The organism is Gaiella sp. (assembly GCF_057140465.1).
This window is the reverse complement of sequence record NZ_DBNHWK010000068.1, coordinates 1-24940: the sequence shown is the minus strand read 5'-3', so window position 1 is coordinate 24940 and position 24940 is coordinate 1. Positions and strand designations below refer to the sequence as shown.

Sequence of the window (24940 nt, the reverse complement as noted above, 5' to 3'; positions counted from 1 at the left end):
CCCGCGTCAGTACAGGAACATCGGCTTGCCGGCGACGTGGCGCACCTTCGGGACGTACTCCTCGGCGTCGTACAGCTCGTCCACGTCGACGCGCTTCACGCCCTCCCCCGTGACCGAGATCGGGACGCTGGTATACGTGCCGCTGCGCAGCGCGACCATCCGCCCGTGGGCCCCTTCGAGCGCGAGGTCCGCCGCCATCACGGCGTAGTTCGTGCCGACCATCAGGTCGAGCGAGTCGGGGCTCCCGGATCGCATCAGGTACGCGAGCTGCTGGTAGATGATGTCCTCGCCCGTGCGCTCCTTGAGCAGCTCGCCGAGGTGCGCGCCGACACCGCCAAGCTTGCGGTGCCCGAACGCATCCGCCTCGCCCGAGAGCACGAGGTCGCCGCCCTCGAGCGTCGCCCCCTCGGAGACGGTCACCATCGCGTAGCACGAGGGATTCGACCGCTTGTCGGCGAGAACGAGCTCGGCCAGGCGATCCACGTCGCAGGGCACCTCCGAGATCACCGCCCGGTCGACGCCGGCGAGGTACGCGGTGACGAGCGACGTCTCCCCGCTGTAGCGGCCGAAGAGCTCGATCACGGCGATCCGCTCGTGCGATCCCGCGCTCGTGCGGAGGTTGTGGATGAACTGGACGCCGCGCGTGACGGCGGTCGAGAACCCCACGCAGTAGTCGGTGCCGTGCACGTCGTTGTCCATCGTCTTCGGGATCGCGACCACGGGGATGCCCTCCTGGTGCAGCCGCAGCGCGTACGACAGCGTGTCGTCGCCGCCGATCGGGATCAGGGCGTCGATCCTCTCGCTCTCGAGCACACGGAGCGCGTGCGCGGTGACGTCGACCGTGTTGCCGTCCGCCACGATGTGCGCGAGGTGCGGCGGGAGTGTCGCCACCTTCGCCTTCGCCGGGTTCGTGCGTGACGTGTGGAGCATCGTCCCGCCGCTCCGGTCGATCGTCCGCACCGCGGCGCGATCGAGCGGCGTAAACCACTGTGCGGCCGAGGCCGGGTCGTCGGGATCGTGTCCGACGAGCGCCGCCCAGCCGCGTCGCAGCCCCACGACCTCGGCGCCGTTCGCCGCGACGCGGTTCACGACCGCCTTGATGCACGGGTTGAGCCCGGGCACGTCGCCGCCGCCGGTGAGGATCCCGATCCGCACGCCCGCAGCCTAACGCGGGCTACGATCCTCCCGGGCCGGAGTGGCGGAACTGGCAGACGCGCGGGACTCAAAATCCCGTGTCCCTCGGGACGTGTGGGTTCGAGCCCCACCTCCGGCATCGGTGGGTGTGGTCGCCCGTGGGGGCTGGGCGGGTAGTGGGCGGGTAGTGGGTGGTGTGGCCGGAGGTCGGCTTGGCCGGCCGGGAGGCCTGTGTCGGTTGGTGGCGGGGCGGCGGTGAGGTGGGGGAACCGGGGGTTCCCCCACGGTGAGACGCGAGGGACTCGAGATCCCGTGTCCCTCGGGACGTGTGGGTTCGAGCCCGACCTCCGGCACATCGTGCGGTGCGGCGGTGCACGCCTGGGTCCGGTGCGCCGCGACCGGTCGGCGCGTGGGTGGGCGGTCGCCCCGGTCACGGCTCGTGTCGACGAGACCGTGCGTCGTCCAGTGGTTCTGCGCCCGAAAATCCCCTAGACTCTCCTGCCACGCAAGAGCGGGGCCGTGGGCGTACGGGTCGTCGGGCTCGAGCGGCAAGCGGCTGGTCACGTCGAACGAGGAGGAAGGTCTTGACGGTCAAGAGGAAGAGCATGTTCCTCATCGGGCTGATCGTCGTTGCGCTCGCGCTGGTGGCGGCCGGTTGCGGCGGCGACGGTGGGGGAGAGGCCCCTGAGGCGCTGCCGTCGTCGTCCTGTACGGCGATCGAGTACGAGGGTGACGGCAACCCGGACTACATCATTGCGTCCGACTTCCCGCTGCAGGGGTCGTCGCGCACGCAGACGGAGCAGATGATCGCGGCGATCCGCCAGGTGCTGACGGATGCCGACTGGAAGGCCGGCGACTACAAGATCGGCTACCAGTCGTGTGACGACGCCACCGCCCAGGCGGGCAAGTGGGACTCCGGGAAGTGCAACCAGAACGCGAACGCCTACGCCGCGAACGACAAGGTGATCGGCGTCATCGGCACCTTCAACTCCGGCTGCGCGGCGATCATCATCCCGGTGCTGAACCAGGCGCCGGACGGCGGGATCGCGATGATCTCCCCGGCGAACACGTACACGTGCCTCACGGTGAACATCCCGGGCGGATGTGACTCGACCGAGCCGGACAAGTACTACCCGGCGGGCTCGCGCAACTACACGCGCGTCGCCCCCTCGGACGACTACCAGGGCGCGTTCCTCGCGGAGTTCGCGAAGGAGCAGGGCACGACCAAGATGTACGTGCTGAACGACAAGGAGGCGTACGGCCTCGGCGTGGCGACCACGACGAGGAAGGCGCTCGAGCACGTCGGCATCGAGGTCGTCGGCTTCGACGCCTGGGATCCGAAGGCGTCGAGCTACGAGGCGCTGATGAAGAAGATCCAGGGCACCGGGGCGGACGGCGTCTTCCTCGGCGGCCTGATCGACGAGAACGGCGCCCAGCTGATCAAGGACAAGGTCGCCGTGCTCGGCCCGAACGACGGCGACGTCAAGCTGTACGCGCCGGACGGCTTCACGGCCCAGGCGACGATCGACGAGACGGGCCCCGCGTCCGCCGGCATGTTCATGTCGGTGGCGGGCGTGCCGATCGACGAGTTCAAGGGCGCCGCCCTCGACTTCGTCGACTCGCTCCTCGCCGGCGAGCTCGCCGGGAAGGAGATCGACCCGTACGCGATCTACGGCGGCCAGGCCGCGCAGATCCTGATGGATGCGATCGCCAACTCCGACGGGACGCGCACGAGCGTGATCGAGCAGATGTTCGCGACCGAGGTCACGGACGGCCTGCTCGGCTCGTTCTCGTTCAACGAGAACGGCGACCCGCAGGACGCCTCGGGAGCAGTGGTCGGCTTCACGATGTACGTGGCCACGGACACCCTGACGACCGAGGACTCGTTCTCGCCCGACCCGGAGACGGTGCAGGCCGCAGGCGCATAGGCGGGTATCCGAAGGACCCGACGAAACGGCGGGAGGGCGTTGCCCTCCCGCCGTTTCCCGTCTAGAGTCACGTCCCCAATGGCGACTGCTGCGACAGCGACGCTGCAACGCGTCCGGCAGGCGAGCATCATCGACGCTATCGGGGTCGCTCTCCTCGTGCTCGCGATCGGCTGGGCGGTCTTCAAGTTCGTCGATGACCCGACACGGTTCATCAACGTCTCGATCATCGGGCTCACGAACGGCGCCATCTACGGCGTCGTCGCGATCGGCTACACGCTCGTCTACGGGATCCTGCAGCTGATCAACTTCGCGCACGGCGACGTGTTCGCGCTCTCCGGCCTCGTCGCCAGCACGATCATCCTCTCCGTCCTCGGCATGGACGCGGACACGGGTGCCCTGTTGGTCATCCTCGGGCTCATCGCCACGCTCGCGATCACCGTGCCCGGGTTCTCGGTGGTGAACGCGACGATCGAGCGGATCGCCTACAAGCCGCTCCGCCGTGCGCCACGGCTGGCGCCGCTGATCACGGCCGTCGGCGTGTCGTTCATCATCCAGAACGTCTCGCTCGCCCTGTACGGCGTCGACTTCGAGTCCGTGCCGAACTTCATCCCGCGCACGGCGGCGATCACGATCGGCGACGTCGTCATCCAGTGGAACAAGCTCGCGGTCTTCATGATCGTGATCCCGGTGCTGGCCCTGCTCACGTGGTTCGTCCGCTCGACGCGGCAGGGCAAGGCGATGCGCGCCGTCTCCCAGGACACCGACGCGTCGGCGATGCTCGGCATCGACGTCAACCGGACGATCTCCGTGACGTTCATGCTCGCCGGCGGCCTCGCCGCGGTCGCCGGGCTCGTCTACCTGCTGCAGTTCAACATGCGCTACGACACCGGCTTCGAGCTCGGTCTGATCGCGTTCACCTCGGCGGTGCTCGGCGGGATCGGGAACATCCCGGGCGCGGTGCTCGGCGCGGTCCTGATCGGTCTCGTGCAGGCGCTGAACGAGGGCCTCGACGGGACTCCGGGCAGCGACTGGACGCGGACGATGGTCTTCGGGATCCTGATCCTGATCCTCGTCTTCCGCCCGCAGGGCATCCTCGGTGAGCGCACGCCGGAGGGGGCATGAGCACCGCGCAGTCGCTCGCCGGGAGACTTGCGCCCGCGCACCGGCGGAGCGCGGTGATCGCGGGCGTGCTGATCGTGCTCGCGATCGTCTACCCGTGGATCGTGGACGGGCTGCAGGACCTGCCGCTGATCGGCGACTTCGTGCCGGCCACGGGGTCGATGGTGGTGATGCTCGTCGTGACGATGATGGCGCTCGGGCTCAACGTCGTCGTCGGCTACGCCGGGCTGCTCGACCTCGGGTACGTCGCCTTCTACGCCGCGGGCGCCTACATGGCGGGCTGGCTCGCCTCGGTGCAGTTCGAGGACGTCTCGTTCCACCTCGGGAGCACGGTCGACGACGCGCTCCCGGGGATCCACATCTCGATGTGGCTCGTGATGATCGCGGCCGGCGTGTTCACGACGATCGTCGGCATCGCGATCGGCCTGCCGACGCTGCGGCTCCGCGGCGACTACCTCGCGATCGTCACGCTCGGCTTCGGCGAGATCGTCCCGCAGTTCGTCCGGAACGCGGACTCGATCGGCGGTTTCGACCTCACGAACGGCACGTACGGGATCAGCCCGATCGACTCGCTTGGCATCGGCGGCTTCGTGTTCCGCACCGAGCGGAACACCGCCGACCTCTACTACTGGACCGGCGTCGCCCTGCTCCTCTTCACCGTCTTCTGCTGTGTCCGCCTGCGCGACTCCCGCCTCGGCCGGGCGTGGATCGCGATCCGGGAGGACGAGACGGCGGCAGGGGCGATGGGCGTCCCGCTGATGCGCACGAAGACGTGGTCGTATGCGATCGGCGCCTTCTTCGGCGGTGTCGCGGGCGCGTTCTACGCGAGCTTCAAGGCAGGCGCGTTCCCCGCGGACTTCTTCTTCAACTTCTCGATCTTCCTGCTCTGCATGGTGATCCTCGGCGGGATGGGCTCGATCTGGGGCGTGCTGCTCGGCGGGATGATCCTCGGCTACCTGAACATCGAGGGGCTCGCCACGATCGGCTCGAAGGTGCAGGAGGCCGGCCTCGACTTCGATCCCACGAAGTACCAGTTCGGCATCTACGGCGTGATCATCGTCGCGATGATGCTCTTCCGGCCCACCGGCCTGATCCCGGAGCGGCGGCACAAGATCGAGATGGAGGAAGGCGTCCACGACACGCCGTTCTACGACGTGCAGCACGAGGGCTCCCTCACCGACCGCGACCCCACCGACGACTGATGGCGATCACCTCCGACAACCTCCTCGTTGCGACCAAGGTGCGCAAGGAGTTCGGCGGGCTCGTCGCCACCGACGACATCGACTTCACGATCCCGCGCGGGTCGATCGTGTCCCTGATCGGCCCGAACGGCGCCGGGAAGACGACCTTCTTCAACCAGATCACGGGCGTGTACGTGCCGACCTCCGGCTCGATCGTCTTCGACGGCACCGAGGTCGTCCGGAAGCCGCCGCACGCGATCGTCGAGCTCGGCATCGGTCGCACCTTCCAGAACATCCGCCTCTTCCACCAGATGACGGCGATCGAGAACGTGATGGTCGGCATGCACTGCCGGCTGAAGGGCGGGATCTTCGGATCGATCCTCGGCACCCGCCGGGTGAAGCGCGAGGAGGCGGAGGCGTTGGACCGCGCCCAGGAGCTGCTCGTCTACTGCGGGCTGCCGCGGCGGCACGAGGAGCTCGCGAGCTCCCTGCCCTACGGCGACCAGCGCCGCCTGGAGGTGGCGCGGGCTCTCGCCACCGACCCGAAGCTGCTCCTGCTCGACGAGCCGACGGCGGGCATGAACCCCCAGGAGACGGCGGAGTTCACGGCGTTCGTCTCGCGCGTCCGCGACGACCGCGGGCTCACGGTGCTCCTGATCGAGCACGACATGAAGGTCGTGATGGGCGTGTCGGAGCGCGTCACCGTGCTCGAGTACGGCGCGAAGATCGCCGAGGGCACCCCGGCCGAGGTGCAGCGCGACGAGCGCGTGATCGAGGCGTACCTCGGGAAGGCGGCGACGGCGTGAGCGAGACCGGCGCGCGGTCGACGGAGCCCGTCCTCGACGTCGAGGACATCCACGTCTACTACGGCGCGATCCACGCGCTCAAGGGGGTGTCGCTCCGGGTCGGCGCCAGCGAGATCGTGACGCTGATCGGCGCGAACGGCGCCGGCAAGTCGACGACACTGCGGGCGATCAACGGCCTCAACCATCCGCGGCAGGGCGCGATCCGGTTCGAGGGGCGGGACATCACGACGGCGACGCCGCACTCGATCGTGCAGGGCGGGATCGCCCAGAGCCCCGAGGGGCGCCGTCTCTTCCCGCGCATGTCGGTCACCGAGAACCTCGAGATGGGGGCGTTCCAGCGCACCGACCGCGAGCACTTCAAGGAGGACATGGACCGGGTGTTCGAGCTCTTCCCGCGGCTGCACGAGCGGCGTCACCAGAAGGCAGGGACGATGTCCGGCGGTGAGCAGCAGATGTGCGCGATCGGACGGGCGCTGATGGCGCGGCCGAAGCTGCTCCTGCTGGACGAGCCGTCGATGGGGCTGGCGCCGATCTTCGTGGAGAAGATCTTCGAGATCGTGCGCGAGATCAATGCCGGAGGGACGCCCGTGCTGCTCGTCGAGCAGAACGCCCTGATGGCGCTCGACACGGCCCACCGTGCATACGTGATGGAGACCGGCAGGATCGCGCTCCAGGGCCCCGCGGCCGAGCTGAAGACCAACGAGCGCGTGCAGAAGGCGTACCTCGGGCTCGAATAGCGACGGGCCGCGGCCCGTCTTCGCCGTCCGCGCTACCCGCCGACGACGAGTGGGGGATAGGGCGGGGCGACGAGCACGGCCATCGTGTCGCCGCCGGTGACACCTCGCGCCATGTCCAGTGCGGTGTCGATGTTGTGGCTCGGGATGAACCCGAGCGTGCGGGCGGCGGCGGCGTCCCGGCACCCGCCGACGATGATCCGGCCGGCCCGCGCACGGGTCGCTGCTCCTGCATCCCACTCGGCGAACGGCAGCAGTGGATGCGGCGCCCTGCCGGACCGGTACTCGGCGAGCGCGACCGGGTCGGCCGCGACCTCGCGCTCCGCCTCGACGAGCGCGGCGGGCCCGCCGGCCCGGAGCGTCTCGTAGACGACCCGGTGCGGTCGTGTCGAGGGGCGGGCGAACGCCGTGCGGAAGCTGTGGACGAGGACGACCGCCCCGCCCTCCACGAGCGGCGGGCGATTCCGCCACAGGCGGGCCGCGATCCCGAGCCCGATCACCGTCGCCGCGAGCGGGTGCACTGCGTCCCGGGGGACGGTCGCCGACTTCCAGGGCACCGGGACGACGAGCGTCTCGACGGGGGACGAGAGCGTCGCGGATCGCACCGCGACCCCGCGCAGCAGCGCCTCGACGTGCGCGGTCGCAGGCGGCCCCGCCTGCACGCCGACGACCTCGAGCTCTCGGCCGAGGTGCTGCAGGAGACGGCGGCGGACTCCCGTCGGCGCACCGTTGTGAACACGACGGAGGTGCGATCGCGCCAGCCGGCGGCGCGTGTCGGGGTCGTGCGGCCAGCCGCGCCAGCGTCCGGTGGGGCGGGGGTGGTCGAGCACGAGCGAGACGCCGATCACGGGCACCCGTGCGCCGAGGGCCGCGAGCGTCTCCCGCGCGAGGCGCCAGCCCTCGGAGCGGCTCGGCTCGAGCAGCGACTCGCCGCGCGTGGCGAGTCGCGCCGTCTCCGCCCCGCAGGCGCCGAGGAGCGCGGCGGGCCCGCCGTGGAGCACCGTCTCGGCCGCGGTCACGAGCACCACGAGATCGGTCTCGACGAGGGCGCGTGCGACGCGCAACGGGCCGGCCGACGTGTCGCCGACCGGGACCAGCGCCTCGTCCTCGCAGTCGTGGACGACGACGTCGCCGTGGAACGCGCGGGCCCGATCCGGGCGCAGGAGCGCCTCGAGCTCGCGGCGTCCCGCTCGTCGACCAAGGCCGCCCGCGGCGAGGATCGTCTGTCGCTCCGAGGGCACCCCGAGCCGTCGCAGGTCGTCGACGACGGCCGCGACGGCGTCGCGACGCGGATCGTCCGGGACACCGGGCAGGGGGAGGACCGGCGGCTCGACGACGATCGTCACCCGGCCGCGCCGTTCGGCCACCTCGTCGAGTGACGGCCCCTCGAGCGGGAAGTGCACGGCGTCGCGCACCGCGGCCGCGACGTCTCCGATCGCCTCGAGGGGCGGGGGGGCGGAGAGCGTCCTCGTGCCGTCGGGCACGTCGATCGCCTGGACGCTGGAGCCGGACAGGATCGGGATCCGGGTCACGGTGCCGTCGGGTGCGCGTGCCGCGTCACGGCACGGAGCGGAAGAGACGGAGGAACGTGGGCCGGAACCCGCGTCGGGGCCAGAAGCGTGACGCCAGCAGGTTCACGGAGCGCCAGTCGGTGGTCATCGACCGGTAGCCGTGCTCGTCCGCCCAGCGCAGCGCCTGCGCCGTGAGTGCGAGCCCGACGCCGTTGCCCCGGAGGTCGGGGACCGTCGCGGCGTGTGCGAGGTCGATGTTCCGGTCGGGGACCCGGAGGTCGCCCGTCGGCCGCCGGTAGAGCAGGAGATGACCGGCGACCCGGCCCTCGAGCTCCGCGACGAAGTGGGGGAACGTGTCCGGCGCGTCCCACGTGTCTCTCCACTCGCCGACGAAGTCCTCCGCGTCGACGTCGAGGCCCGAGAAGCTCGGCGAGCCCGCCTGCAGCCGCCAGAGGGCCCGGTCGAGCGAGGCGACCGGCTCCAGGTCGTCTGGCGTTCCGCGGCGGACGACGATCGCGGTCGGGGTGTCGGCGAGGGGGTCGGTCTCGCGGGCCGCCGTCACGAACTGGCAGCCGAAGGCGAGCCGGAACCAGGCGTCGACGAGTCGCTCGTCGCTCGCGGGCACCATCGCCGCGAAGCGCCGCAGCCCCTCGTCGTACCAGCGGGCGGCGATGGCGGTGAACAGGTCCCGCACGTCCTCGGGGTCGGTGGCCGCGCATCCTGCGAGGTCGACGAAGCCCAAGGGCTCCGGTGCGCTGTGCTCGACGCGCCCGACGAGGTACCCGACGACGGCGCCGCCGCGGCGGGCGACGACCCCGGTCGTCCGCTCGTGCGCGAGGTCGCGCGCGATCTGGCCGCGGAAGTCGTCGCACTCGGCGAGCAGCGGCTCCGATCGGCGGTGACGCTCGTGCCGGTCGGCGAGCAGGGCGGCCGCATCGTCGACGTGCTCGTCGTCGAGGGGCAGGATCTCGAGACGCGGCATGCCGGTCGGGACGATAGCGTTGCGGCGGATGTCACCGAAGGCCGTCACCGGGGAGGAGCTCGTCCTCGACGACGGCCCGGCGCGCGACGCCGAGCTGTTCCTCGTCGACGGCAACAACCTCGCGTACCGGGCGTTCTTCGCGCTCCCCGAGGAGCTGCAGACGACCGACGGGCAGCCGACGAACGCGCTGCTCGGCTTCGCGAACATGCTCTTCAAGCTCCTCGCCGACTACCGCCCGCGGGGCGTGGCGGTCGCGTGGGACACGCGGCCGACCCATCGCACGGAGATCGCCGAGACGTACAAGGAGGGGCGGCGGCCGATGCCCGACCTCCTCCGCGAGCAGTTCCCCCACTTCCGTCCGATCGTCGAGGCCTTCGGGTACCGGAACCTCGAGTTCGAAGGGTGGGAGGCGGACGACGTGATCGCGACGCTCGCGACGCGGGCAGACGAGGCCGGCATCAGGACGTGCGTCGTCTCCACGGACCGCGACGCCTTCCAGCTCTGCTCCGACAACGTGACGCTGATGATGACGCCCCGGGGCGTCGCCGACGTCAACGTCTACACGCCGGAGCGCGTCGAGGCGCGGTACGGCGTACGCCCGGATCAGGTTCCCGACTTCATCGGGCTCAAGGGCGACACGTCCGACAACATCCCGGGCGTCCCCGGGATCGGGGACAAGACGGCCGGGCAGCTGATCGCGCAGTACGGGTCGCTCGAAGAGGTGCTGGCGCATGCGGACGAGCTCTCCCCTGCACGCGGCAAGGCCGTGCGCGAGCACGAAGAGCAGGCGCGGGACTCGAAGCTGCTCGCGACGATGCGCCGGGACCTGCCGCTCGACGTCGAACCCGACGCGCTCGTGTCCGCGGCCCCCGACCGCTCGCGCCTCAAGGAGATCTTCCGTCGGTTCGAGTTCCGCGCCCTGCTCGGGCGTGTCGACGAGCTCGACGAAGCGGTGCCCGCCGCGGAGCGCCCGGCGACGGAGTCGACGCTCCTGCGGTGGCGCGAGGGCGAGCTTCCGGCGCTCCACGGACGGGTCGGCATCGCCGTCGACGGCGACCGGGCCGCGATCACGATCGACGGCGAGGTCGTGGTCGTGCCCCGGCCGGGCGTCACCGCGCTCCAGGCACCCGGGCTCGAGCTCGTCGTCCACGACGCGAAGCCACTCCGGGTCGGGGCACCCGTCGCCGACGACACGATGCTCGCCGCCTACCTCGTCGATCCCGGCCGCTCCGGGTACGAGCTCGACGACCTCGCCGCCGAGCACGGGATCGAGCTCGTCCCGAATCCGCCGGCGGAGGAGAGCACCGAGGCGCTCGTCCGCCGTGCGCAGGCGACCCTGCTCCTCGCCGGCCCGCTGCGCGACAAGGTGCGGGAGCGAGGCTCGGAACGGCTGTACGACGAGGTCGAGCTGCCGCTCACGGTCGTCCTCGGCGCGATCGAGGACGCCGGGGTTCGCATCGACACGTACCGGATGGGGGAGATCACGGCCCGACTCGCCGACCGGGTCGCGGAGCTCGAGGCGCGGGCGGTCGAGCTCGCCGGCGAGCCCTTCCTGCTCGGCTCCTCGCAGCAGGTCGCACGCATCCTGTTCGAGGTGCTCGGTCTCACGCCCGGCCGCAAGGGCAAGACCGGGTACTCGACCGACAGCCGCGTGCTGCGCTCGATCCGCTCGGAGCACGAGATCGTCCCCGTGATCGAGGAGTGGCGCGAGCTCTCCAAGCTCGTGAACACCTATCTCGTGCCGCTCCCCGAGCTGATCGACGAGCGTGACGGCCGCCTGCACACGACGTTCAACCAGACGGTCGCGGCGACGGGGCGGCTGTCGACGACGAACCCGAACCTCCAGTCGATCCCGATCCGGACCGGGCTCGGGCGCGAGATCCGCTCGGCGTTCGTCGCCGCGGAGGGGACGAGGCTCCTGTCCGCCGACTACAGCCAGGTCGAGCTCAGGATCCTCGCCCACATCTCCGGAGAGCCGGTCCTGCGCGAGGCCTTCGCCCGCGGCGAGGACATCCATGCGGCCACGGCGGCGGAGGTGCTCGGCAAGGAGCGCGCGTCGCTGACGAAGGACGAGCGCACGGTCGCGAAGATGGTGAACTTCGGGATCATCTACGGGATCTCGGCCTTCGGTCTCGCGGAGAACCTCGAGATCCCGCGTGACGAGGCGCAGGCGTACATCGACACGTACCTCGCGCGCTTCCCCCGGGTGCAGGAGCTGATCGCGCGCACCGTCGCCCAGGCCGCGGCCGACGGCTACGTGACGACGCTGCTCGGGCGGCGCCGGGCGATCCCGGAGCTCCGGGCCTCGAACCGCCAGACGCGGGCGCTGGGCGAGCGCCTGGCGGTCAACACCCTGATGCAGGGGACGGCGGCCGACGTGATCAAGGTCGCGATGGTGCGCATCCACGAACGCCTCGGCCGCGAGGGGCGTGCGGCGCGCCTCGTGCTCCAGGTCCACGACGAGCTGCTCCTCGAGGTGCCCGAGGTCGAGGTGACCGCCGTCCGCACGCTCGTGCGGGAGGAGATGGTCGGCGCGTACCCCCTCGACCCACCGCTCGCGGTGGACGTGGGGGTCGGCGACAACTGGGCCGAGGCCAAGGACTGACGGCCCCGGGGAGGGTGCCGGCTGCACCCGCGCCCGTGCGCCGACCGCCGTTCCCGCCGCAAATCCCGGCTATACTCGGCGGCTCCGCCATGACCAACGACACCGTGGAGATACCGACGGCTGCCGAAGAGGGCGTCTGGACGACCGGCCCCGACGGCGAGCTCGTCCCCGACTACGACGCGACCTTCCCGACGATCAACGAGGGAGAGGTCGTTCACGGCACCGTCGTCCGCGTCGACAAGGACGAGGTGCTCGTCGACATCGGCTACAAGAGCGAGGGCGTGATCCCCGTCGCCGAGCTGTCGATCCGCCGCAACGTCAACCCGGGCGACGAAGTGTCCGTCGGCGACGAGATCGACGCGCTCGTGATGACGAAGGAGGACGCCGAAGGGCGCCTCATCCTCTCGAAGAAGCGCGCCCGCTTCGAGCTCGCCTGGAAGGCGATCGAGGGCGCGTCCGAGAGCGGCGAGCCGGTGAACGGCCGTGTGATCGAGGTCGTCAAGGGCGGCCTCATCCTCGACCTCGGCGTCCGCGGCTTCCTGCCCGCGTCGCTCGTCGACATCCGACGGGTCCACGACCTCGACGACTTCCTCGGCACGGAGCTCCGCTGCAAGGTGATCGAGCTCAACCGCTCGCGCAACAACGTCGTGCTCTCGCGGCGCGCAGTGCTCGAGGACGAGCGCAAGGAGATGCGCCAGGCGATCCTCGACCGGCTCAACCCCGGCGACGTCGTCGAGGGCACGATCTCGAACATCGTCGACTTCGGGGCGTTCGTCGACCTCGACGGGATGGACGGCCTGATCCACATCTCCGAGCTCTCGTGGTCGCACGTGAACCATCCCTCCGAGGTGCTGGAGATCGGGCAGACCGTGCAGGTCAAGGTGCTCGACATCGACCGTGAGCGGCAGCGGATCTCGCTCGGCCTCAAGCAGACGCAGGCCGACCCCTGGCAGCAGGTGCTCGACCACTACGAGGAGGGCGACGTCGTCGAGGGCCGTGTGACGAAGGTCGTCACGTTCGGCGCGTTCGTCGAGATCCTCCCGGGCGTCGAGGGCCTCGTGCACATCTCCGAGCTCGCGAACCACCACGTCGAGAACCCGCGCGAGGTGGTGGCCCAGGGCGAGCCCGTGAACGTGCTCGTCCTCGAGATCGACGGCGAGCGACGGCGGCTCTCCCTGTCGTTGAAGCGCGTCGAGGAGGGGGCCGTCCCCCTGCCGCGGCCGGACGGCCAGCCGTCCGTGCACGACGTGCCGACGCCGGACCTGAAGCTCTCGGAGGAGGCCTTCCCCACGACCGCCGCGGCGGTGCAGGAGGCCGAGGCGGCCGAGGCCGAGGAGGTCGAGGAGGAGGAGGGCGCGGAGTCGGAGGCGGCTCCGGAGGCCGAAGCGTCGGCCGCGGTCGACGATGCCGCCGAGGCATCGGACGAGCCCGAGGCCGAGCACGCGGACGAGCCCGAGGACGAGAGCTCCTCGTAGGGCGAGGGCGTGCCGCGCCCGGACATCCACCGGCCGATCGCGGTCGCGATCACGGGTGGGATCGGTGCGGGCAAGTCGACGGCGCTGGCCGCGTTTCGCGCGCACGGGGCCGCGACCGTCTCGAGCGACGAGATCGTCCATCACCTCCTCGCGTCGGACGACGCGGTGCGCGACGCGCTCGTCGCGCGGTTCGGTGACGGGATCCTCGGGGACGACGGCCGTCCCGACCGAGCGGCGGTCGGCCGCCGCGTCTTCGGTGACGCCGACGCGCTCGCCTGGCTCGAGTCGCTCCTGCACCCTCTGGTCTCGGGGGAGTACCTGCGGTGGCGTGAGCAGCTCGCGGGCCTGCCCGACCCGCCGGACGTCTGTGTGACCGAGGTGCCCCTGCTGTACGAGGTCGGCGCCGAGGAGCGCTTCGACGCCGTGGTCGTGATCACCGCGCCGCGACAGCTCCGGGAGCAGCGCCGCCGGGTGCCCCGTGACGACCGCGACGACCGCCTGCTCCCCGACCGGGAGAAGGTCCGGCGCGCGGACTTCCACTACGTGAACACGGGCACGTACGAGGACCTCGACGCGTGGGTCGTCGAGACGCTCGCCGAGCTCCGTCGCCGCGCCCGGGCCGGCGACACGTCGCCGCCGGCGTGAGGCGCGCGCTCCTCGTCCTGCTCGTCGGCGCGGTCGCCATCGCAGCGGCGGCGGCGTACGTCGTCCGGACGGAGCCGACCTGGTACCTCAGGGTGAGGTATCCGCTCCGCTACGAGGCGATCGTCACCGCGCACGCGCGCAACTACCGTCTCGACCCGGCGCTGCTGGCGGCCGTGATCTACACCGAGAGCCGCTTCGACGCCGACGCCGAGTCGGGGGCCGGGGCGGTCGGGCTCATGCAGCTGCTCCCGGACACCGCGAAGGGCATCGCCCTCCGTACCGGCGGTCGCGGGTTCACCGTCGCCGACCTCTACGACCCCGAGATCAACGTCCGCTACGGCTCCTGGTACCTGCGCAACCTGCTCGACCGGTACGGCACCGTGCGTCTCGCGCTCGCCGCCTACCACGCGGGCCAGGGCAACGTCGATCGCTGGCGTCGTCGGGGCGCGGGCATCCGCTTCCCGGAGACCCGTGCGTACGTCGACGCGGTCGTCTCCGCCCGTGCGAAGTACCGACGTGCCTACGCCGACGAGCTCGGGTCCGGCTGAGCGTCGGGCTCGCCGCCGCTGATCGCGTCCTCCACGAGCCGCACGACGACGTTCGGATCGATGCCGTCGAAGCCCATCCCCCGCTGCAGCACGATGCCGTCGAGGACGATGCCGAGGAACCGGCTCAGCTGCTGCACGGTGACGTCGCCGCGGAGGCGCCCGCTCACCTGGGCCGACGTCAGCTGCGAGTGCACGCGCTCCCGGACGTCCGGTGCCGCGCGCTCCTGCCACCGCGCGCGGAAGTCCGCGTCTGCGCGCAGGCGGCGCCCGAACTCGAGGTAGACGGCGAGCCAGTCGGCGTCCTCCTCGGTGACCGCCTGCACGAGCGCCTCGAACCCCTCGTCCGCGAAGAGCGACATCAAGCGCTCGTTGTCACGGCGGGCGAGCTCGACGAAGAGCTCCTCCTTGGAGGGGAACCAGTTGAAGATCGCCCCCCGCGAGAGCCCGATCTCCTCCTCCAGCCGTGCGACGGTGGCCCCTTCGTAGCCGTATTGGGCGAAGCAGCGGCGCGCGCCTCCGAGGACCCGCTCGATCCGCTCCTGCCTCTGCTCCTCGGTGATCTTCGGCATGCTCCCACTTTACAAAACAGTACGTTCGTTTTATTATAGCGCCATGAGAGATTCCCGACATTCCCAGTTGGCCGAACTCCTCGTCGACACGTGTCTGGGCGTCCAGCCCGGCTGGCAGGTGGTGATCCTGTCCTCGCCGCTCGCCCGGCCACTGCTCGAGGAGCTCGGAGGCCAGATCGGCCGTCGCGGCGCCTACGCGATCTTCAAGATCGGCTTCGCCGGCGTCGGCAGCGCGCGCTGGACGAAGGAGGCGCCGATCGAGCTGCTCGGGACGATGGCGGACATCGACCGGCACGCGCTCATGACGTGTGACGCACTGATCCAGGTGATGGCTCCCGAGAACACGCGCGAGGCGTCGGGGATCGACGCCGAGCGCCTGCAGAAGCTCCAGTTCGCGTTCCAGCCCGCCCTGGAGAGGATCGCCGACGAGAAGATCCCGTGGGTCGGCTGCCAGTTCCCGACTCCCGCCCTCGCACAGGAGGCGGAGATGTCGACGGAGGACTTCGCCGAGTTCCTCTACGGCGCCTGCCTGCTCGACTGGGACGCGGAGCGCGAGCGCATGCAGCGCTACGCGGATCGCTTCGACGCCGCACGCACGGTGCGCATCGTCGGCGCCGGCACCGACCTCACGCTCTCGATCGACGGGCGCACCATGCACGTCGACGCTGGGGGCAAGAACATCCCGGGCGGGGAGGTCTTCACCTCGCCGCTCGAGGACTCCGCGGAGGGGGAGATCGCGTTCTCGGAGTTCCCCGCGGTCTACGCGGGACGGGAGGTACGGGGGATCCGACTCCGCTTCGAGGGCGGCCGCGTCGTCGACGCATCGGCCGAGGCGAACGAGGAGTTCCTGCTGCAGATGCTCGACACGGACGAGGGCGCACGCCGGCTCGGGGAGCTCGGGATCGGCTGCAACCCGGGGATCACGCGCCACATGCGGAACACGCTGTTCGACGAGAAGATCGACGGCACCGTCCACCTCGCCCTCGGCAAGGGGCTCGCCGAGGTCGGAGGCGTCAACGAGTCGGCGATCCACTGGGACATCGTCAAGGACCTTCGGGACGGCGGGCGCATCGAGCTCGACGGCGACGTCGTCCAGGAGAGCGGCCGATGGCTCGTCTGAGCATCACGGGCTGATGCGGTCGCCGCTCCTGCAGCGGTCGATCGTCGCGCTCGTCGGCGCCCAGGTCGTGTCCGCCCTGGGCACGCAGATGACGTTCCTCGCGCTGCCCTGGTTCGTGCTCGAGACGACCGGGTCGCCCGCGCGGATGGGGATCGTGCTCGCGGTCGAGCTCCTGCCGGTCGCGCTCCTCGGGATCCCGAGCGGCTCGATCGTCGCGCGCCTCGGGGCCCGCAACACGATGCTCGTCGGGGACCTCGCACGGGCGCCGCTGATGCTCTCGATCCCGCTGCTGCACGAAGCCGGGCTGCTCACGTTCCCACTCCTCCTCGTGCTCGTCGCGCTCGTCGGGGTCTTCATCGCGCCCTACTTCTCCTCCCAGCTGATCGTGCTGCCCGAGATCCTCGGCGACGACGAGCGCCTCGTAAGCAAGGCGAACGCGATCGTCGAGGGCGCGCGACGTGCGACGAGCCTCCTCGGGCCGGCACTCGCCGGCGTCCTGATCGCGGTGATCGGGGCGACGACGGTGCTCGTCATCGACGCGGCGACCTTCCTCTTCTCGTTCGTCCTGCTCGCGGCCTTCGTGCCACAGCGGAAGCCGCTCGCGCAGGAGGAGGACAGTCGCGGCGTCCTCGCGGGCGTCCGGTACCTCGTGCACGACCGCCTGCTCCGCGTGCTCGGGTTCTCCGCGATGGTCGCCAACGGGCTCGGGATGATGCTCGTGGCGGGCCTTCCGGTGCTCGCCTACGAGGAGTTCGGCGGTAGCTCACGCGTCGCCGGCTCGTTCTTCGCAGCCTTCGGCATCGGCGCCATCGCCGGGAGCGTCGTCGCGCTCAAGCTCGTCGGGCGTATCGAGCCGCTCCGGCTCGGCGCGGCCTCGTTCGTCGCCCTCACGATCCCGATCTTCGTCCTCGGCCTGGAGCTGCCCGTGCTCGGCGTGATGGCGGCGCTTGCGCTCTCGTCCTTCTTCGGGCCGCTCGTCAACGCCCCGCTGATCGGGGTGATCACGACGCGGACGCCCCACCGGCTGCGGGCGAAGGTGACGACGGCGGTGATCACGACGGCGATGCTGGCCGGCCCGCTCGGGTACGTGCTCGCCGGGCCGCTGCTCGAGGCCTTCGGGCCGCGGCCCGTGTTCGTCGTCGTCGCCACCGGTCAGCTGCTCGCCACGATCCCGTTCGTCACGGTGGCCTTCCGCGAGCCCCGCGCGGCGCCCGAGCCGGCCTGACCTCCCGGGAGGCGCCTAGACCGCCGGCGGCGGCGGCACGTCGCTCGTCATGTGCCGCCACAGGTTGTCCAGCATCCGACCGACGGGCCAGGTGAGGAGCGACGTGCAGAAGTCGAGCGTCCCGGCTGAGAAGACGCGGGCTCCGCGGCGGGTCTCGTAGTACGCCATCTCGCCGTGGAGGCCGGGGCCGAGGAGGCTCGGCACGAGGGCGACGAGGACGGTGCCCTCGGGCGAGTCGTTCGTGATCCCGTCGATCTCGATCCCGTAGCCGCCGACGAACTCGCCGAAGCTCGAGCCGTTCTCGATGCGCGTCCCCTGGAACAGCCACGGCACACGATCCGCGCCGACGACGTAGTACACGCCCTGCCGTGATCCGTCGTCGTTGCCCCGGTACTGCACGCCGAGCAGGCCGGCCTCGGGCCGACCGAGATCGCGCCACAGCTTGATCCGGCGGAGCTCCCCGCCCGCCCGTTCGACCTTCCAGAAGAAGTTGTTCGCGGAGAGGAAGATCAGGCGCCCGCCGAGGTCGCGGAAGCCCTCGACCACGTCGTACTCGTGCTCCGTCACGTACTCCGTGTGCCCGGGGAAGACGAGCAGGTCGTACGTGCGCCTGAGCGCGGCGCCGTCCGGGACCTGCTCGAGGTCGTCCTCGGTCAGCACCTCGGGCGCGTGCCCGCGCTTCTCGAGCCAGCGCAGGAACGGGAAGTCGTAGCGCCCGAAGCGCGGCGGCACGCCGCGGTCACGGTACGGGCGGTCGAGCACGACCGGTGGGGCCCCGCCCGCGTACCACGTGTCGCCCCAGCCGTCGCCGTCGGCGTCGTAGAAGTTGTACGCCTGCCACGTGTTCGTGGGGAGGACGACCGCGATCCGGCCCGTCGCACCGAGCGTTGCGGGCCGGAGCACGAACGGGGCGAATCCGATGCGCCCGTCGTCGGTCTCGACCCGGGCGACGTAGAGCCCGGGCGGCCACGAGAGGCCGGCCTGCACGGAGACGGTCCTCGGCGCCGTGCGCTTCCCCGTCCAGTCCATGCTCACGGGCTCACCCATCTGCAGGCCGGTCATCTCGTCGGCCCGCCCCGTCGGGTCGGGGCCGTGACCGACCCGGAGGAAGGTGAGCGTGAGCCGCGGTGCGTCCGCGAAGATCCGCAACGCCATCCCCTCGCCGGCGATGTACGAGCGCTCGGCGAACGCCGCCTCGACGCCCAGCACCCGCGTCACGGGGGCAACGGCGAGCTGCGGCGAGGCCGGGCGCCTCCTGCCGATCACGGTCCGTGCACCGCCGCGCTCGAGCGTCGTGCGCATCACGTACGAGCCGACCGGCGTCTCCGGCTCCGGTGTCCAGGCGAGCTCGTGTCGGCCGACAGGGAGGGTGCGCCGCGTGGACCACACGACCTTCGACTGGCGGGGCGCGGTGCGCACTGCCTCCACCGTCACCGTCGCCGCGCGGCGCAGGGTGACGGCGATGCGCGCCGTGTCGCGCCCCGCGACGCCGGGCGAGACCGTCGCGAAGAGCAGGTGGTCACCGGCGTACCGTCGGCCCGCGTTGCGGACGGCGAGACCTCCGACGGCCGGGCCGAGGCGCGCCCCGGCGCGCGCGAGACCTGCGGTCGCCCCGGTCGCCGCGGCGACGGCCGCGGCGCCCGCGGCGAGGAACCGACGGCGCGTGAGACGCCCGTGCACGATGGAACGGTACCCGCCGGGCGACGGCAAACACACGTTCGACCTCCGCTAGGCTGGCGTCGTGGCCGAGCTCCACGTGACCTCCGACTATCGCCCCACCGGCGACCAGCCGAAGGCGATCGACGAGATCGCCGCCTCCGTCACCTCCGGCAACCGCTTCCAGACGCTGCTCGGCGCCACCGGCACGGGGAAGACGGCGACGATGGCATGGATCATCGAGAAGCTGCAGCGGCCCGCGCTCGTGATCGCGCACAACAAGACGCTGGCCGCCCAGCTCTGCAACGAGTTTCGCGAGTTCTTCCCGTCGAACGCCGTCGAGTACTTCGTCTCCTACTACGACTACTACCAGCCGGAGGCGTACGTCCCACAGGCGGACCTGTACATCGAGAAGGACTCCTCCCAGAACGACGACATCGCGCGCCTGCGCCTCGGCGCGACGTCGGCGCTCCTCACGCGGCGCGACGTCGTCGTCGTCGCGAGCGTCTCGTGCATCTACGGGATCGGCTCGCCCGAGGAGTGGCGCAACCGCGTGCTGATCCTCGAGGTGGGGGAGACGCACGATCGCGACGAGATGCTGCGCCGGTTGATCGACAGTCAGTACGTCCGCAACGACACCGTGCTCGGCCGCGGACGGTTTCGCGTGAAGGGCGACGTGATCGAGGTGCAGCCGGCCAACGCCGAGACGGCGTACCGCATCTCGCTGTTCGGGGACGACGTGGAGCAGATCAGCCACTTCGACCCGCTCACGGGTGAGGTGTACGCCAAGCTCGACAACCTCGCGATCTGGCCCGCGACCGAGTACGTGACCTCGAAGCCGACGATCGAGCGCGCCCTCGAGGAGATCCGCGCCGAGCTGGACGAGCAGGTGGGCCGCTTCGAGGCCGAAGGCCGCATGCTCGAGGCGCACCGGATCCGCCAGCGCACGGAGTACGACCTCGAGATGATGCGCGAGCTCGGCTTCTGCTCCGGGATCGAGAACTACTCGCGCGTGCTCGAGGGCCGCCCGCAGGGATCGCACCCGTTCACCTTGATCGACTACTTCCCGGACGACTTCGTGTGCTTCGTCGACGAGTCGCATCAGACCGTGCCCCAGATCGGCGGGATGTACGAGGGTGATCGGTCGCGGAAGCAGACGCTCGTCGACTACGGCTTCCGTCTCCCGTCGGCGCTCGACAACCGGCCGCTCCGCTTCGACGAGTTCCTCGGCAAGGTGCAGCAGCTGGTCTTCGTCTCGGCGACACCCGGCCCGTTCGAGCTGTCGCGCTCGGCCGCCGTCGCCGAGCAGCTGATCCGCCCGACCGGCATCGTCGACCCGATGGTCGAGCTGCGTGCAACGCGCAACCAGATCGACGACCTGCTCTCGGAAGTGCGGCGTCGGGAGGAGGCCGGCGAGCGGGTGCTGGTGACGACGCTGACGAAGAAGATGGCCGAGGACCTCACCGACTACCTCCTCGAGGCGGGTGTCCGTGCCCGCTACCTCCACTCCGAGATCGACACGCTGCAACGCATCCAGATCATCCGCGAGCTGCGTCTCGGGGAGTTCGACGTGCTCGTCGGCGTGAACCTCCTGCGTGAGGGCCTCGACCTCCCCGAGGTGTCGCTGGTCGCCGTGCTCGACGCCGACAAGGAGGGCTTCCTCCGCGGCAAGACGGCGCTCGTGCAGACGATCGGCCGCGCGGCGCGCAACGTCCACGGGACGGTGCTGCTCTACGCGGACAAGGTGACCGAGGCGATCCAGGGGGCGATGGAGGAGACGGGACGGCGGCGCGACGTGCAGCTCGCCTACAACGCCGAGCACGGGATCACGCCGGAGACGATCGTGAAGGGCGTCTCCGACATCGCCGAGCTGCTCGCGCTCGAGTCCCCGAACGTGCCGACACGCCGGCGGCGCGGTGCGGCGACGGTCGAGGGCATGTCCCGGGACGAGCTCGAGAAGCTCGTGATCACGCTGGAGGAGGAGATGCTCGTCGCCGCGGAGGAGCTTCGCTTCGAGTACGCCGCGAAGCTCCGGGACGAGATCAAGGAGCTGCGGCGCGACCTCGGCGCGCTGGTCGAGACGGCGTCCCGATGAGCTCCGTGGGGCGGGCGCGCCGGTCCCTGTCCCGAGGGGACATCGACGGGGCGCTCGTCGATCTCTGGAACGCCGTCGAGCCGCTGCGGCTGCGTGGTGACCGCTCGGGGCTCGAGCAGGTCGCGCGCATGGCGGCGTCGATCGTGGAGAACGGCGACGGTTCGCAGTCCCGTGAGGCGACGCGCTTGCTCGACGAGATTCGACGCACGGTCGACCCCGATGCGCTCCGGCCCGCGGTCACGGGCGTCGGCGCGCCGGTGCCGGTCGACGACGGGCGCCACGACACCGCCGAGGAGTGGGACGACGCCGGCTGGGACGACGACGTGGTCGAGCCGGAGGTCGGCGAGGAGGAGGCGTCGGGGCCACGCATCGGCCCGCTCGTGTGGGCCCTCATCGTCGCCGCCTTCGTGATCTTCAACATCGTGAGCGGGCTGCTCCGAGAGTAGGCGAGAACCAGCCGCGGAAGCTCGCTCCGTGCCCGCGCGGCCCGGGCATCGGCCCTCGTCCGCGCGGAGGAGAGCGTCTCCCGGGCCGGCGCTTCAAGTCGCCGGAGCTCCCGCCGATAGATGGCCGTATGCGGGAACGCCCGCTCCATCTCCTCGCGCTCGCCGGGTTCGCGACCGTGGCTCCGGTCGCCGTGCTCGTCTACGTGGGCGACGAGAGCGTCTACCTCTCGGGGTGGGTGCACCTCGCCGGCGTCGGCGTCGGCGCGGCGATCGCGACCGCGGCAGCGGCGGCGCTCACCGTCGCCGGCGCGCGTCAGCAGGACGGTCGCGCCGTGCTCGTCGGCGTCGCGTTCTCGGTGATGGCCGCCCTGCTCTTCCTCCATGGCCTGACGACGCCGTTCGTCTGGTTCGACATGAACGGGGTCGTCGCGCTCACCGGCGGCCTCACGCTCCCGGTCGGCGGCGCGATCCTCGCCCTCTCGGCGGTTCCGGCGGTCGGCCGCCCCGGCGCCGTTCGGCCGCTCCTGTGGCTCCTCGCGATCGCCGTCCTCGTGATCCTCGCCCTGGGGGCGGTGGCGTTGCTGCACCCGGCGCTCGTCCCGTCGATCCCCGATCCCCGCAGCCCTGCTGCGCTGCTCCTGCTCACGCTCGGCCTCGCGTTCTTCGCCCTCCTGTTCCTGCGGGCGCTGCGCACGTTCCGCCTCACACATCGGATCGCGGACCTCCTCGTCGCGACGGGGATCGTCTGGCTGGGAGCCGCGCTCGTGCCGGCGCTCGTGCAGACCTACCGGAACCTCGGCTGGTGGCTCGGGCACGGCTTCGAGCTCGTCGGCATCGTGCTCGTCGGCGGCGTCGTCGCCTGGGACCTGTACCGCGGGTCGGCGCGATCGCGGCCCCTGTTCGGCGACCTGCGGGCCGTCGAGCTCGTCCTGCAGGAAGAGGCGTTCCTCGGCTCCCACGTCCGTGCGCTGCTCGTCACGCTCGGCGAGAAGGACACGTCGACGGAAGAGCACACGCGCCGCGTCGCGCTCCGCGCGGTCGAGGTGGGTGAGGAGCTCGGGCTGTCGGCGTCTCGGCTCCGAGGGCTCGCGCTCGGTGGTCTCCTGCACGACGTGGGCAAGCTGTCCGTGCCGACGGCGGTGCTCCGCAAGCCGGCGGCACTGACCGCCGACGAGTTCGAGCTCGTGACCCGTCATCCCGAGGCAGGCGTGCGACTGCTCCGCGACCTGGGTGGGTTCGGGGACGGCGTCTACGGGCTCGTCCGCCACCACCACGAGCGGCTCGACGGCTCCGGGTACCCCGACGGCCTCGATGGCGGGAATCTCGACCTGGACACGCGCATCCTCGCGGTGTGCGACGTCTACGACGCCCTCGTCTCGCCGCGTGTCTACCGCGAGGCGTGGCCGCACGAGCGTGCGGTGGCGCTCCTGCGCGACCCGGTGCAGTTCGACCAGCGCTGCGTCGCCGCGCTCGAACGGGTCGTCGCGCGTCAGCGGGACCCGGGGCTCGCGCTCGCCGTGTAGCACGCGCCGGGTTGCAGGATCGGCCCCGGCGGCGTCGCATCTGTCGTCATGGGCCGGGGTCGCGGCGTGCGCACCTACCGCTCCGAGGCGCGGCGCTACCGAACCGTGTTCCTCACCGCGACCGGGGCGGCCGCCGCGCTGCTTGCGCTCAACGTCGCCCTCCTCGGGGCCGTGCTGGACTCGGGCGCGGCTGCCACGGCTCTCGCCGCGGCGCCGCCCGCGCCTGCGCGGGCTGCCCCGGTCGCCTCACGGCCCGCGGCCGCCGAGCGCCGGACGACGTCATTGCCGGCCGTGCCCGAGGCAGGGCTGTGGACGTTCCGCGGCAACGGTCGGCGCGACCTCTCCGGCGTCGGTCCCGTGCCGCGTTCGAAGCCGCGCATCGTCTGGCGGTACCCGAGCAGCGGCGGCCTGTGCTCCCCGTCTGCCGACGAGAACGGGACGACGGTGTGGTGCGGCGTCGGCTGGACGGGCCAGCCGAACGTGATCCCACGACGCAACGGTCGTGTCGAGGTGCGGATCGGGGCGTTCGACCGCGCGTACCACTTCCTCGACGGAGCGACCGGACGGCGCGTGCGCCCGTCGCTTCCGACCGGCGACCTCGCGAAGGGCTCGGCGACCTCGGACCCCGACGGGTTCCCGCTCTTCTACGCCGGGTCGCGCGACAACAAGCTGCGCGTGGTCGCCCTCGACCGCCCGCGCCCGACGGTGCTCTGGTCCCTCGACAGCCACGAGGGCGGCCCGGTCGTCTGGAACGACGACTGGGACGGCGCTCCGCTCGTGGTCGACGGCCACCTGCTCGTCGGCGGCGAGAACTCGTGGTTCTACGTCGTTCGTCTCAACCGCAGCTACGGACCGGGCGGGAAGGTGCGCGTCCGCCCTCGGGTCCTCGCCCGCGTCCCGAGCTGGGACGCCCGGCTGCTCGCAGTCCGGCCCGACCGAGCCTTCTCGATCGAGTCGTCGGTCTCCTACCACGACGGGATCGCGTACTTCGCCAACTCCGCCGGCCTCGTGCAGGGCTGGGACGTGCGGCCGACGATCCGCCACGGCAAGCCTCCCCGTCGGGTGTTCCGGTTCTGGATGGGTGACGACACGGACGCGACCGTCGTCGTCGACGAGAAGGGCTTCCTGTACGCGGCGAGCGAACTCGAGCGCTTCACCGAGCGGTCGAAGCGGGTCGGGCAGCTCGTCAAGCTCGATCCGCGCCGCCCGCGGAGCCCCGTCGTGTGGTCGGTTCCGCTCCGGCGCGTCGGCTGGATGGGGAAGGCCGGCGCCTGGTCCACGCCCGCCGTCGACCGCCGCACGGTGTACGTCACGACGAACGCCGGCGAGCTCGTCGCCGTCGACCGGCGCACCGGCCGTGTCCGCTGGCGGATCGGGCTCTCGGGGCACGTGTGGGGCTCGCCCGTCGTGGCCGACGGCGTCCTCGTCCAGGGCGACTGCAGCGGCGTGCTGCGCGCCTTCGACGTCCGGGCCGAGCGCCGACGCCCGCGGGAGCTCTGGTCGGTGCAGCTCGGCGGCTGCATCGAGGCGACGCCTGCCGTCTGGCAGGGCCGGATCTACGTCGGCACGCGCGGCGGTGCCCTCTACGCGCTCGGGTGAGTGGCGTGCGCCCTAGGGCGCACGGAGCGTCGCCACCTT

At 71.3% G+C, this 24940-nt stretch carries 20 protein-coding genes and 1 tRNA gene; 16 read left to right on the top strand and 5 right to left on the bottom strand.

The features are described from left to right. Positions 1-6: 6 nt before the first annotated feature. The gene (locus tag AC162C_RS10160) at positions 7-1155 is read right to left on the bottom strand and encodes a 6-phosphofructokinase (protein ID WP_484097445.1); all 1149 of its coding nucleotides are present in this window, start codon (positions 1153-1155) and stop codon (positions 7-9) included. Positions 1156-1189: 34 nt separating this feature from the next. On the opposite strand from AC162C_RS10160, the gene AC162C_RS10155 reads away from it, so the two are divergent. The 6 genes from AC162C_RS10155 to AC162C_RS10130 all read left to right on the top strand — a co-directional run bounded on the left by AC162C_RS10155 (position 1190) and on the right by AC162C_RS10130 (position 6905). Next, positions 1190-1273: transfer RNA gene (locus AC162C_RS10155), tRNA-Leu, on the top strand. Positions 1274-1718: 445 nt separating this feature from the next. Next, positions 1719-3062, top strand: coding sequence for a branched-chain amino acid ABC transporter substrate-binding protein (locus AC162C_RS10150; RefSeq protein ID WP_484097444.1), 1344 nt, complete (start codon positions 1719-1721; stop codon positions 3060-3062). 78 nt (positions 3063-3140) lie between these two features. Beyond that, positions 3141-4184 carry a branched-chain amino acid ABC transporter permease gene (locus tag AC162C_RS10145; RefSeq protein WP_484097443.1) on the top strand — a complete coding sequence of 348 codons (1044 nt, stop codon included), beginning with the start codon at positions 3141-3143 and terminating at the stop codon, positions 4182-4184. Next, a complete protein-coding gene (locus AC162C_RS10140) occupies positions 4181-5383 on the top strand; it encodes a branched-chain amino acid ABC transporter permease (RefSeq protein ID WP_484097442.1) in 1203 nt (400 codons plus the stop codon). The genes AC162C_RS10145 and AC162C_RS10140 overlap by 4 nt, the downstream gene beginning before the upstream one ends. Beyond that, positions 5383-6168, top strand: a complete 786-nt coding sequence (locus AC162C_RS10135) for an ABC transporter ATP-binding protein (RefSeq protein ID WP_484097441.1) — start codon at positions 5383-5385, stop codon at positions 6166-6168. The genes AC162C_RS10140 and AC162C_RS10135 overlap by 1 nt, the downstream gene beginning before the upstream one ends. Further along, on the top strand, positions 6165-6905 hold the full coding sequence (locus AC162C_RS10130) for an ABC transporter ATP-binding protein (protein ID WP_484097440.1): 741 nt from the start codon (positions 6165-6167) through the stop codon (positions 6903-6905). The genes AC162C_RS10135 and AC162C_RS10130 overlap by 4 nt, the downstream gene beginning before the upstream one ends. 32 nt (positions 6906-6937) lie before the next feature. Here AC162C_RS10130 and AC162C_RS10125 read toward each other — a convergent pair whose 3' ends face one another. Together AC162C_RS10125 and AC162C_RS10120 are read right to left on the bottom strand one after the other, a co-directional pair. After that, positions 6938-8434 carry a lactate racemase domain-containing protein gene (locus AC162C_RS10125; RefSeq protein ID WP_484097439.1) on the bottom strand — a complete coding sequence of 499 codons (1497 nt, stop codon included), beginning with the start codon at positions 8432-8434 and terminating at the stop codon, positions 6938-6940. 25 nt (positions 8435-8459) lie between these two features. Further along, positions 8460-9395, bottom strand: a complete 936-nt coding sequence (locus AC162C_RS10120) for a GNAT family N-acetyltransferase (protein ID WP_484097438.1) — start codon at positions 9393-9395, stop codon at positions 8460-8462. 28 nt (positions 9396-9423) lie between these two features. Between AC162C_RS10120 and AC162C_RS10115 the strand changes: the two genes are divergently transcribed. The 4 genes from AC162C_RS10115 to AC162C_RS10100 all read left to right on the top strand — a co-directional run bounded on the left by AC162C_RS10115 (position 9424) and on the right by AC162C_RS10100 (position 14668). After that, positions 9424-12000, top strand: coding sequence for a DNA polymerase I (locus AC162C_RS10115; protein ID WP_484097437.1), 2577 nt, complete (start codon positions 9424-9426; stop codon positions 11998-12000). A gap of 89 nt (positions 12001-12089) precedes the next feature. Next, entirely contained in the window at positions 12090-13475 is a 1386-nt protein-coding gene (gene rpsA / locus AC162C_RS10110; RefSeq protein WP_484097436.1) for a 30S ribosomal protein S1, read from the top strand. Between the two features lie 9 nt (positions 13476-13484). Then, positions 13485-14120, top strand: coding sequence for a dephospho-CoA kinase (gene coaE / locus AC162C_RS10105; RefSeq protein ID WP_484097435.1), 636 nt, complete (start codon positions 13485-13487; stop codon positions 14118-14120). Further along, the gene (locus tag AC162C_RS10100; protein WP_462973324.1) at positions 14117-14668 is read left to right on the top strand and encodes a lytic transglycosylase domain-containing protein; all 552 of its coding nucleotides are present in this window, start codon (positions 14117-14119) and stop codon (positions 14666-14668) included. Before coaE ends, AC162C_RS10100 begins: the two co-directional genes overlap by 4 nt. On the opposite strand, the gene AC162C_RS10095 is transcribed toward AC162C_RS10100, so the two are convergent. Next, positions 14641-15237 (bottom strand): TetR/AcrR family transcriptional regulator, encoded by a 597-nt coding sequence (locus AC162C_RS10095; RefSeq protein ID WP_484097434.1) that lies wholly within the window; start codon positions 15235-15237, stop codon positions 14641-14643. The genes AC162C_RS10100 and AC162C_RS10095 overlap by 28 nt on opposite strands. 43 nt (positions 15238-15280) lie before the next feature. On the opposite strand from AC162C_RS10095, the gene AC162C_RS10090 reads away from it, so the two are divergent. Both AC162C_RS10090 and AC162C_RS10085 read left to right on the top strand, forming a co-directional pair. After that, a complete protein-coding gene (locus AC162C_RS10090; protein ID WP_484097433.1) occupies positions 15281-16357 on the top strand; it encodes an aminopeptidase in 1077 nt (358 codons plus the stop codon). 13 nt (positions 16358-16370) lie between these two features. After that, the gene (locus AC162C_RS10085; protein WP_484097432.1) at positions 16371-17582 is read left to right on the top strand and encodes an MFS transporter; all 1212 of its coding nucleotides are present in this window, start codon (positions 16371-16373) and stop codon (positions 17580-17582) included. Positions 17583-17597: 15 nt separating this feature from the next. On the opposite strand, the gene AC162C_RS10080 is transcribed toward AC162C_RS10085, so the two are convergent. Further along, positions 17598-19262, bottom strand: a complete 1665-nt coding sequence (locus tag AC162C_RS10080) for a N,N-dimethylformamidase beta subunit family domain-containing protein (RefSeq protein ID WP_484097431.1) — start codon at positions 19260-19262, stop codon at positions 17598-17600. 61 nt (positions 19263-19323) lie between these two features. On the opposite strand from AC162C_RS10080, the gene uvrB reads away from it, so the two are divergent. The 4 genes from uvrB (at position 19324) to AC162C_RS10060 (ending at position 24901) form a co-directional block, all read left to right on the top strand. Further along, positions 19324-21333 (top strand): excinuclease ABC subunit UvrB, encoded by a 2010-nt coding sequence (uvrB, locus tag AC162C_RS10075; protein ID WP_484097430.1) that lies wholly within the window; start codon positions 19324-19326, stop codon positions 21331-21333. Continuing rightward, a complete protein-coding gene (locus tag AC162C_RS10070; RefSeq protein WP_484097429.1) occupies positions 21330-21779 on the top strand; it encodes a hypothetical protein in 450 nt (149 codons plus the stop codon). The genes uvrB and AC162C_RS10070 overlap by 4 nt, the downstream gene beginning before the upstream one ends. A 128-nt stretch (positions 21780-21907) precedes the next feature. Further along, positions 21908-23302, top strand: a complete 1395-nt coding sequence (locus AC162C_RS10065) for an HD-GYP domain-containing protein (protein ID WP_484097428.1) — start codon at positions 21908-21910, stop codon at positions 23300-23302. 48 nt (positions 23303-23350) lie between these two features. Continuing rightward, complete coding sequence (locus AC162C_RS10060) at positions 23351-24901, top strand: outer membrane protein assembly factor BamB family protein (RefSeq protein ID WP_484097427.1); 1551 nt, start codon at positions 23351-23353, stop codon at positions 24899-24901. The last annotated feature ends 39 nt before the right edge of the window (positions 24902-24940 follow it).

Excerpts from the sequence above, each read along its gene's own strand:
- AC162C_RS10145 (WP_484097443.1), top strand. The coding sequence starts at position 3,141 with ATGGCGACTGCTGCGACAGCGACGCTGCAACGCGTCCGGCAGGCGAGC.
- AC162C_RS10140 (WP_484097442.1), top strand. The coding sequence starts at position 4,181 with ATGAGCACCGCGCAGTCGCTCGCCGGGAGACTTGCGCCCGCGCACCGG.
- AC162C_RS10135 (WP_484097441.1), top strand. The coding sequence starts at position 5,383 with ATGGCGATCACCTCCGACAACCTCCTCGTTGCGACCAAGGTGCGCAAG.
- AC162C_RS10120 (WP_484097438.1), bottom strand. The coding sequence starts at position 9,395 with ATGCCGCGTCTCGAGATCCTGCCCCTCGACGACGAGCACGTCGACGAT.
- AC162C_RS10115 (WP_484097437.1), top strand. The coding sequence starts at position 9,424 with ATGTCACCGAAGGCCGTCACCGGGGAGGAGCTCGTCCTCGACGACGGC.
- rpsA (WP_484097436.1), top strand. The coding sequence starts at position 12,090 with ATGACCAACGACACCGTGGAGATACCGACGGCTGCCGAAGAGGGCGTC.
- AC162C_RS10095 (WP_484097434.1), bottom strand. The coding sequence starts at position 15,237 with ATGCCGAAGATCACCGAGGAGCAGAGGCAGGAGCGGATCGAGCGGGTC.
- AC162C_RS10090 (WP_484097433.1), top strand. The coding sequence starts at position 15,281 with ATGAGAGATTCCCGACATTCCCAGTTGGCCGAACTCCTCGTCGACACG.
- AC162C_RS10085 (WP_484097432.1), top strand. The coding sequence starts at position 16,371 with ATGCGGTCGCCGCTCCTGCAGCGGTCGATCGTCGCGCTCGTCGGCGCC.
- AC162C_RS10070 (WP_484097429.1), top strand. The coding sequence starts at position 21,330 with ATGAGCTCCGTGGGGCGGGCGCGCCGGTCCCTGTCCCGAGGGGACATC.
- AC162C_RS10065 (WP_484097428.1), top strand. The coding sequence starts at position 21,908 with ATGCGGGAACGCCCGCTCCATCTCCTCGCGCTCGCCGGGTTCGCGACC.
- AC162C_RS10060 (WP_484097427.1), top strand. The coding sequence starts at position 23,351 with ATGGGCCGGGGTCGCGGCGTGCGCACCTACCGCTCCGAGGCGCGGCGC.